The sequence below is a fragment of the Dolichospermum sp. LEGE 00240 genome (assembly GCF_015207875.1).
Classification (GTDB): Bacteria; Cyanobacteriota; Cyanobacteriia; order Cyanobacteriales; family Nostocaceae; genus Dolichospermum; species Dolichospermum gracile.
Map to the genome: position 1 here is coordinate 1 of NZ_JADEVZ010000115.1, position 10,023 is coordinate 10,023.

Consider the following 10,023-nt stretch of genomic DNA (forward strand, 5'->3'; position numbering starts at 1 on the left):
TTTAGCTTAATCAGCAGAAGCCCCACGTCTCACTCTTAGGAGCGTGGGATGAATGCGCGTGAGTTGAGTTGCGTAGCCCAAATTGTATTTGAGCGTAGCGAAAACAAAGAAGGCTACAGCGACGAAACGAACAAAATATTGATTTTATGTTATTATAGAAAAGTAGGTGTAGTCCAATTAAATGCAGAAATGCAGCCTACAAAACAAAAAACAAATCTCAAAACCAAAGAACCGTGGGGCGCACGGTCTTAAAGCTCAGTTAATGTCCTCATAGAGGAGTCACTGAGAAGCCCACACTCACCTGAAAGGGAGTGTGTGGAGTACGTCACAGAATTAAGTAGCTTGGACTAAGACAGAACTACCTTCAATTTTGGCTTGGTAAGTTTTCAGTGGTTTTTTAGCAGGTCCGTCTTGTGGCTGGCCATCACGAGCAAATTTTGCCCCATGACAGGGACAAACAAATTTGCTTTCTTCGGCTTTCCAGTCAATCGTACAACCTTGATGAGTACAGGTTGGATTCACAGCAATCAAATTTTTTGCGGTTTTAGATGTGCCAACCACCAATACTGCACCAATTGGGGAATTTTCCACCAATAGTTGACCAGTTTTGTCTAACTGTGCCACAGTACCCACCTTTTGCCAGCCCTTAGTAGCAGAATTAGATCCAGGATTGGCCGATGTACTGGTTTCGGGAGAACAGGCTGCAATTGCGACAGGTAAGGAACTAGCTAAACAACCTAATCCCACCCAATTTATAAATTCACGACGTTTCATATTTGCTGGTAATCAGTATGTGATTTTTCATCTATTATCACTGGCAAAGGTTGATCCTGTCATTGTTTAAAGGGTGTTTGAAAAATATTATACTAAACACGGGTGAGATTTAAACTTTTGCCAAATGACAAAGAACCCAGATGTGTAGTCAACCGGGCGGTTAGAAACCGCGTCTACACAGGCAAAACCCACCTGCGTGGGTTTCAATCCTTGATTTTTCCTTAGTTTAGTCCGCGCAGGCGGACTTTGTTTGTACCTGAGTTCGACATAAGATAATTTTTGGAAAACTGCCCCAAATATGAGTCTCAAACCCGTCAGATATCAACAATCTGTTTATTTGCAGGATTTATGCAGTAGTAAAGCACCCTACAACAGATTTTTGGTGTGACACTTGCGTAAGTCTTAATCAAAAATAGTTATCATCAAATTCATCTATAGATGAATATATCATTCTATCGTTAACATCAGGATTGTCTATTTATCTGCTGTTTTATGTGATTAAATAAACCTAAAATCACGGAAACAATAGTTGAGAATAATCATTATCATTAATCAAACAATATATATTAAAAACTTGTCACAAAATTAAGTCCAGACTATAAATTTTTACTTATATGTCTAATCTAATATTTATTTAATAATTACCTTGCCAAGTTGATCCATTTCCCAGAAAAAACTGTAAACTGATTTTAATTGGTTCAGAGATGGTTTTGCATGTTCATCCAGTGACCCAAGGTAATTAAACTTTGTTCCCATAGCGAAATCAGCCTTTTAATACCGAAAAGGCTATTTTTTTAGCGCATTAGCAAGAGATTGTAATGATCTTTCTTTAATTCTGATGTCTAATGTATGACTAAAAAATATGCTTAAAAAATAACTTTGTAAATCAAGGGAGTGTATTTATGTCTGAATTTTTTAATCAGGTTTCTCGTCGGAAGTTCATTGTCACTGCTGGAGTTTCTGCCAGTGCCGTATTACTCAAAGGCTGTTTAGGAAACCCACCAGAAACCACTGGTAATTCTGCAAAATCTGTTGTTCAAGCAGTAGCTAATATTAGTGCCGAACAAAAACCAGAAACGACAAAAGTTAAACTGGGATATATTCCCATTGTTGAATCTGCACCATTAATAATTGCTTTAGAAAAAGGCTTTTTTGCTAAATATGGAATGTCAGATGTCGAAATTTCTAAACAAGCTTCTTGGGGTTCAGCAAGAGACAACGTAGAAATTGGTTCTGCCGGTGGTGGTATTGATGGTGGTCAATGGCAAATGCCCATGCCACACTTAATTACAGAAGGAAAAATTACTAAGGGTAATAAACCAATACCCATGTATGTTCTTGCCCAGTTAGTTACTCATGGTAATGCCATTGCGATCGCCAACAAACATCTAGGAAAAGGAATTAGCTTAAAACTCGATGCAGCTAAACCCCTATTTGCCCAACTTAAATCCTCCACACCCTTCACCGCAGCCTTCACATTCCCCCACGTTAACCAAGACTTGTGGATTCGTTACTGGTTAGCAGCAAGTGGTATTGACCCAGATACAGATGTCAAATTGCTGACAGTCCCAGCGGCGCAAACCGTCGCCAATATGAAAACCGGCACAATGGACGCTTTCAGTACGGGCGACCCCTGGCCATTCCGCCTCGTTAACGACAAAATTGGCTTCATGGCGGCATTAACAGCCGAAATTTGGAAAAATCACCCCGAAGAATATTTTGCTATGAGAGGCGATTGGGTTGACCAAAATCCCAAAGCCACAAAAGCTTTATTAAAAGGCATCATGGAAGCCCAACAGTGGTTAGATAACTTTGATAACCGCCAAGAAGCCGCCCAAATTCTCGCCGTTAAAAAGTATTTTGGTTTATCTTCTCCAGAAATTTTGGCGAAACCGTTCCAAGGTCAATATGACATGGGTGATGGTCGTAAAATTGATGATAAAACAATGGCTGCTTATTACTGGAAAGATGGCAAAGGTAGTGTTTCTTATCCTTACCAAAGTCATGATTTATGGTTTATAACGGAAAATGTCCGTTGGGGATTCTTGCCCAAAGATTACATTACCAATGGTGCAGCCAAAGCTAAGGAATTAATCAAAAAAGTAAACCGCGAAGATATTTGGAAAGAAGCGGCTAAAGAATTAGGAATACCTGCTGCTGACATCCCAACCAGTACCTCCCGTGGAGTAGAAGAATTTTTTGATGGAGTCAAATTCGACCCTGAGAACCCAGAAGCATATCTCAAGAGTTTGAAACTCAAAAAAGCCAGCATTTAATCAATAGATATGTCCAAAAAAGTAGAGACATTACCTAGTTACAAAGTACAACCTGCTTGTGTAACGTCTCTACATTGGTTAAAAAAAGACAGATTTAATTTTCGCAAAATATCCATTAACCATTTATAAACTTGAGGAGAAATTCATGACTATAGCTCAAAAACGTTCCACCACTCCTAAATTCGATAATAACTTTTTATCAGGCTTACAAAAACAATTTCCTGAACTTGTGCCTCCGGCGATCGCATTACTGATCTTTCTAACTATTTGGCAACTATTTTCATGGACTCCAGGGGCAACATTGCCAGGACCAATCCAAGTTATTCAAGACACTTGGATCTTGATTTTGTATCCCTTTTATGACAAAGGTGGCACAGATAAAGGGTTATTTTGGCAAATTCTTGCTAGTTTACAAAGGGTAGCTATCAGTTATACCTTGGCGGCGATTGTTGGTATTGGCGTGGGTGTTTTGATTGGTGTCAATAAAACCATGTCAAAAGCTTTAGATCCTCTCTTTCAGTTATTAAGAACAGTACCTCCTTTAGCTTGGGTTCCTATTTCTTTGGCAGCATTACGCCAAAACGAACCAGCCGCATTATTCGTAATCTTCATCACCGCAATTTGGCCGATTCTGATTAACACTGCGGTAGGTGTAACGCAAATCCCTCAAGACTATAACAACGTTGCTAAAGTTCTCCAACTTTCTAAAAAAGAGTATTTCTTTAACATCTTAATTCCCTCCGCATTACCATACATTTTCACAGGGTTAAGAATTGCCATTGGTTTAGCTTGGTTAGCGATTATTGCGGCTGAAATCGTTATGTCTGGTATTGTCGGCATCGGCTTCTTCATCTGGGATGCCTATCAAAATAACAACGTCAGTGAAGTAATTTTGGCTTTAGTTTATATCGGTGTAGTTGGTTTAATCCTAGATAAACTCATGGCTGCATTACAAAACTGGATTTTACCAGAACAAAAGTAGGGGCAATCCCCCTGTGGTTGCCCCTCAGCAATCGCCAATCACCCATTACCAATCACCCATTACCAAACCTATGTCAGTATTTGTTGCTGTTGATCAAATTGATAAAGTTTTTGAATTAACTGGCGGTGGTCAATATATCGCCCTGAAAAACATTAATTTAGAAATCAAAAAAGGTGAATTTATCTCTCTTATTGGTCACTCTGGTTGCGGTAAATCAACACTTTTAAATATGATTGCCGGGTTAGATCTACCCTCAGAAGGATTAGTAACATTAGAAGGACAAAGAATTAAAAAACCAGGACCAGATAGAATGGTAGTATTTCAAAACTATTCGCTTTTACCCTGGCGAACAGTGAGAGAAAATATTGCCTTAGCCGTAGATTCAGTATTAAATGGAATGCCGGCAGCCGAACGGAAAGAAATCATCGAACGGCATATAGATATGGTAGGTTTACGTCCCCATGCTAACAAACAACCAGGGATGTTATCAGGTGGACAAAAACAACGGGTAGCTATAGCCCGCGCCTTGGCAATTCGTCCTAAACTATTACTATTAGATGAACCCTTCGGCGCTTTAGATGCCCTAACTCGCGGTAATTTGCAAGAACAATTAATGCAAATTTGCGAAGAAAACGAAGTTACCGCCGTCATGGTGACACACGACGTAGACGAAGCCGTTTTGTTATCTGACAGAATTGTCATGTTAACCAACGGACCAGAATCAAAAATTGGCGACATTTTAGAAGTAGATATTCCTCGTCCTCGTAAACGCATGGAAGTAGTAAAACATCCCAGTTACTACACCTTACGAAGTGAAATGATTTACTTCCTTAACCAACAAAAACGAGTCAAAAAAATTCGGGCGCGGAAAACCGCAGCAGTGGTTCGTCATGGTTTAGAAAAAGTTAATTTAGAAATTGGCTTCTTACCCATTACAGCTTGCGCCCCCCTGGCTATTGCTAAAGAAAAAGGCTTTTTCATCAAACATGGCTTAGATGAAGTTAATTTAGTCCGGGAAAGCAGTTGGCGGGGAATTGTAGACGGGATGACGGGGGGATATTTAGATGCGGCACAAATGCCCTCTGGTATGCCAATGTGGTTAAGTTTGGGAGGCAATAAAAACGAACCCTTACCCGTTGTCACAGCCCTAACAATGACCCGCAACGGTAACGCCATCACCTTAGCAAAACGTTTTTATGAAGAAGGTGTACATAGCTTATCCGACTTCAAAAAATACCTCCTAAAAACCCGCGAACAAACACACAGAATGGGCGTAGTCCATCCCGCATCAATGCACAATTTACTCCTGCGTTATTGGTTAGCCGCAGGAGGAATTGATCCTGATATTGACGTAGACATGAAAAATATTCCTCCTGCCCAAATGGTAGTAGATTTAAAAGGGGGAACAATTGACGGTTATTGTGTAGGTGAACCTTGGAATTATCGCGCAGCAGTTGAAGGTTCAGGCTTTACAATTGCCACAGATTTAGAAGTTTGGTTAGGACACCCCGGTAAAGTTTTAGGCGTGCGAGAAGATTGGGCAGAAACTTATCCAAATACCCATATTGCCTTAACCAAAGCCTTATTAGAAGCTTGCAAATATTGTGCAGATCCTGCCAACGCCCAAGAAATTCGCCAAATTTTAGCAAGTCGGGATTATGTCAGCACAGATATTGAATATATCCAACTGGAAAACCCCAGTAGTGATAGTTGTGACTTAGATCATCCGATGCGGGAATATGCCCATCACCAATTTTATTCCGAGTCTGCCATTAACCGCCCCAGTCGGACAGAACAAATTTGGATTATGACTCAATTAGCACGGTGGGGTGATACTCCCTTCCCCAGAAATTGGGTAGAAATCGTCGAACGAGTGTGTCGAGTCCGTGTTTTCAGTACAGCAGCCAGAGAACTAGGCTTAGATATCAGTTACACCCGTCAACCCATTCAATTATTTGATGGTAAACTCTTCAACGCCGACGACCCCATTAGCTATCTTAACGACCTAGAAATCAAACGCGACTTCTCCATAGCCGAAGTCATTCTAGATTCCCCCCGAAAAACCGCAGCTTAAAGGGGGGATAAATCTTGTGGGGTGGACATCCTGTCTGCCCAAAAATATAAAAGACGGGCAAGATGCCCATCCCACAAAACTAATAAAATCATCCTTTCTTCCTTTGCGTCTTTGCTTCTTAGCGTCTTTGCGCGAAACCTCCTACCAATTACCAAACAATGCAAAACCGTAACTTAATATCTACCAACACAACCACAATCAGCCGTCAGCCTTTCCTAGAAATTAAAGACGTTTGTAAAGTTTATCCCACTAAAAATGGACCATTTACCGTTCTTGATGGTGTTAACCTCAACGTTGAACAAGGGGAATTTCTTTGCGTTATCGGTCACTCTGGTTGCGGTAAATCAACTTTATTAAACATGGTTTCTGGGTTTAACTTTCCGACAACTGGACAAGTTTTATTAGAAGGAGAACCTATTACAAAACCAGGTCCAGATAGAATGGTCGTATTTCAAAACTATGCGTTATTACCTTGGAGAACAGCATTTGAAAATATTTATTTAGCTGTTAATGCAGTTTATCCCACTAAACCAGAAGCAGAAAAACGGGCTATTGTTCGGGAACATTTAGCTATGGTGGGTTTAGGTGATGCAATGGAAAAGAAACCTATGCAAATGTCTGGAGGAATGAGACAGCGTGTTTCTATTGCCCGTGCTTTGGCTATTCGTCCCAAGGTTTTGATTTTAGATGAACCTTTTGGGGCGTTAGATGCGATCACTAAGGAAGAGTTACAGGAGGAGTTACTAAAAATCTGGAATGATAATCGTTGTACAGTGTTGATGATTACCCATGATATTGATGAGGCTTTATTTTTGGCTGATAAGTTGGTAATGATGACCAATGGCCCTCATGCCAAAATTGGGGAAGTGATGGAAATTCCTTTTTCTCGTCCTAGAGATCGTGCCAGAATTATGGAAGATCCTCAATATTATCAACTGCGGAATTATGCCTTAGACTTCTTGTTTAATCGTTTCGCTCATGATGACGTAGGTTAGTTTATGTAGGTTGGGTTAAGCTAAAGCGCAACCCAACAAAAATCAATATACCTTGATATTTGAGTATTATTAGCATAACTTATATCTATGGTCAATTTTATCACTAATCGGAGTGATATATAAGTTACAGCTTATGGATGCCATCTAAATATTTTTTTAATAATTTGTCTTTAGGGTTAATCTTTCAAGACTAAAACCTGTATGATATTTTTATCAAAACCAAAATAAGACTGAATATATATCTAGTTTGTTTCCACTAGGGTATATTTTTTCAAAATCTGGCTGTGTTTTTAGAGTAATCTTTTAAATGCCAGTTAAACGCGAACACATCACAGCTAAACAGGTAAGATATTTTTTTGCTTGTTTTTATAAATCTAATGATAAATTAGCAACACGACATTCTTTTTTAAGAAAGTAACTTTCAAAAAGTTATTAGATGTCATGGGAATTTTATCAGCTTTGAAAATTTAGCTTGAGTAAACACCATAAGCCCGATAGAAACTGAGTTATTCAGTTATTTAATGTGAGAGAAAAGGTAGCTCCAATATCCCAAAATATTTGTAAAAGCTACCCATGAATTATCACTATAAATAAATATAACATAGTTAAATTTATTTAAACTATTTGAGTTTCTATTAGTTAAATGTAGATATTTACTTATGGCTAAATTATTGATCTAACTAGACAGAATTTATTCTGTTGTCAACAGCCAATTTTTTTGTCATTGAGCATCAACTAATGGAAATAACTAATACTATTCATTTCCGCAATTTACGCGGTGATATTTTTGGTGGTGTAACTGCCGCCATTGTCTCCCTACCACTAGCTTTAGCCTTCGGTGTAGCTTCCGGTGCAGGACCAGTTGCCGGTCTTTATGGTGCTGTCTGCGTAGGTTTTTTTGCTGCGTTATTTGGTGGTACACCAACTCTAATATCTGAACCTACAGGTCCAATGACTGTAGTCATTACTGGTATTATCAGTTCTCTAACAGCACGTGACCCAGAAAACGGTTTGGCTATGGCTTTTACCGTAGTCATGTTAGCAGGGATATTTCAAATTATCTTTGGTATCTTTAAGTTAGGAAAATATATCACCCTCATGCCCTACAGCGTAATTTCTGGCTTTATGTCAGGAATTGGGGTGATTTTGATTATTTTGCAAATTGCCCCTTTCATGGGACAGCCTAGCCCCAAAGGTGGAGTATTAGGAATAGTCCAAAATCTACCTAATCTATTAGGAAATATCAACCCGATTGCTTTGATTTTGGGTGTGATGACGGTGGCAATTATTTTCTTAACGCCCTCACAAGTTAAGCGAGTTGTCCCCCCGCAGTTAATTGCATTAGTAGTGGTAACAGTTGTTTCTTTGGTATTTTTTGGTGATGCTGATATCAAACGTATCGGTGTAATTGAAACTGGGTTACCAAAAATCCAACTGCCAACTTTCACTTTAACTAACATGACCATCATGTTAGTTGATGGGGTAATGTTGGGGATGCTAGGATGTATTGATACCCTATTAACTGCTGTGGTTGCTGATAGCCTAACCCGCACTGAACATAAATCTGATAAAGAGTTAATTGGCCAAGGCATCGCTAACGTAGTATCTGGTTTATGTGGTGGTTTACCCGGTGCTGGAGCAACGATGGGAACTGTTGTTAATATCCAAACTGGGGCGCAAACTGCGGTATCTGGTCTTACTCGTGCTTTGGTCTTGTTGGTTGTGGTTTTGGGTGCTGCTGGTGTAACTCAAAGCATTCCGATGGCTGTATTAGCTGGTATCGCGCTAAAAGTGGGGGTTGATATTCTTGATTGGAGTTTCTTAAAACGCTCTCACAAAGTATCACTCAAGGGTTCAATCATCATGTATGGTGTTTTACTCTTGACTGTATTTGTAGACTTAATTGTGGCTGTGGGTGTGGGTGTATTTATTGCCAACATCTTAACCATTGAACGTCTTTCTAATATGCAGTCTGAGACAGTTAAGGCTATTAGTGATGCTGACGATGCAATTGATTTAACTCCAGAAGAGAAGAGCCTATTAGATCAAGCTAATGGTCGAGTATTACTATTCTACTTAAGTGGAGCGATGATTTTTGGTGTTTCTAAGGCGATTTCTCGTGAACATAACGCCATCAAAGATTGTGATGTCATTGTTCTTGATTTGAGTGATGTACCTATGATGGGTGTAACAGCTTCCTTAACTATTGAAAGTGCCATTAGAGAAGCTTGTGAAAAAGGTCGTCAAGTGATCATTGTTGGGGCTACGGGTAAGATTAAGAAACGGTTGGAAAATTTAGGAGTGTTGAGTTTATTACCTCCTCATCACCTAATGATAGACCGGAAGGAAGCATTACAACAAGCTGTTTCTTTAGTTGATAGCTTACAGATGAATACCCCTATTTCCTAACCACTAATATCAATACTTGACTTGTCGTGAACAATAAAATCCCCGATTCATAATAAGTCGGGGATATGAGATGATGGAAGAGCATCAATATTATCAATTGCGTAATTATGCGTTAGACTTTTTGTTTAACCGTTTCGCTCATGATGATGTAGGTTAGAGAATGTTACTAAAAATATCATAATTACTCAATATCCCCCCCTTACTCGCCAATTCATAGGCACGTAAGAGGGGATTATAGTTTTCCTGAATTATAATTAGCATAACAGTAATTAGTAACCGTTCACGGGGGGTACAAAAAACGCTCTATATGAGATTCCACGAAAACAGCATGAAAAACGTTATAGATTTGATTTTTTTAGGTCATTTGAAATTCGCAAAATCTCTATATCGGTTTGCAAATCGTTTTCCAGCCAATTTAAGAACCATTCGTTAATATGTCAAGTTGCCTGAAAAACCCAACAGACAAAGCTTTCAGGTTTTTTAATAAATTCTCACCCTCTGTGAACGGTTACA

At 39.2% G+C, this 10,023-nt stretch carries 7 protein-coding genes and 1 pseudogene; 7 read left to right on the forward strand and 1 reads right to left on the reverse strand.

The window, feature by feature from the left end:
- The first annotated feature begins 48 nt into the window (after positions 1–48).
- The gene (locus IQ226_RS23380) at positions 49–252 is read left to right on the forward strand and encodes a hypothetical protein (RefSeq protein ID WP_193899377.1); all 204 of its coding nucleotides are present in this window, start codon (positions 49–51) and stop codon (positions 250–252) included.
- Positions 253–333: 81 nt separating this feature from the next.
- Here the strand turns inward: IQ226_RS23380 and IQ226_RS23385 are convergent, their stop codons facing one another.
- Entirely contained in the window at positions 334–774 is a 441-nt protein-coding gene (locus IQ226_RS23385) for a ubiquinol-cytochrome c reductase iron-sulfur subunit (RefSeq protein WP_193899379.1), read from the reverse strand.
- A 902-nt stretch (positions 775–1,676) separates the two neighbouring features.
- On the opposite strand from IQ226_RS23385, the gene IQ226_RS23390 reads away from it, so the two are divergent.
- The 6 genes and pseudogenes from IQ226_RS23390 to IQ226_RS26080 all read left to right on the forward strand — a co-directional run.
- Positions 1,677–3,050: a CmpA/NrtA family ABC transporter substrate-binding protein gene (locus IQ226_RS23390; RefSeq protein WP_193899381.1), complete on the forward strand. Its 1,374-nt coding sequence runs from the start codon at positions 1,677–1,679 to the stop codon at positions 3,048–3,050.
- Between the two features lie 145 nt (positions 3,051–3,195).
- Entirely contained in the window at positions 3,196–4,032 is an 837-nt protein-coding gene (gene ntrB, locus IQ226_RS23395) for a nitrate ABC transporter permease (protein ID WP_193899383.1), read from the forward strand.
- Positions 4,033–4,102: 70 nt separating this feature from the next.
- Positions 4,103–6,106 carry a nitrate ABC transporter ATP-binding protein gene (locus tag IQ226_RS23400; RefSeq protein ID WP_193899385.1) on the forward strand — a complete coding sequence of 668 codons (2,004 nt, stop codon included), beginning with the start codon at positions 4,103–4,105 and terminating at the stop codon, positions 6,104–6,106.
- A gap of 158 nt (positions 6,107–6,264) precedes the next feature.
- On the forward strand, positions 6,265–7,101 hold the full coding sequence (locus IQ226_RS23405; RefSeq protein WP_193899387.1) for a nitrate ABC transporter ATP-binding protein: 837 nt from the start codon (positions 6,265–6,267) through the stop codon (positions 7,099–7,101).
- 738 nt (positions 7,102–7,839) lie between these two features.
- Positions 7,840–9,510 carry a SulP family inorganic anion transporter gene (locus IQ226_RS23410; RefSeq protein WP_193899389.1) on the forward strand — a complete coding sequence of 557 codons (1,671 nt, stop codon included), beginning with the start codon at positions 7,840–7,842 and terminating at the stop codon, positions 9,508–9,510.
- Between the two features lie 70 nt (positions 9,511–9,580).
- Positions 9,581–9,667 (forward strand): annotated as a pseudogene (locus IQ226_RS26080) (bacitracin ABC transporter ATP-binding protein); the annotation flags it as partial.
- Positions 9,668–10,023: the final 356 nt, after the last annotated feature.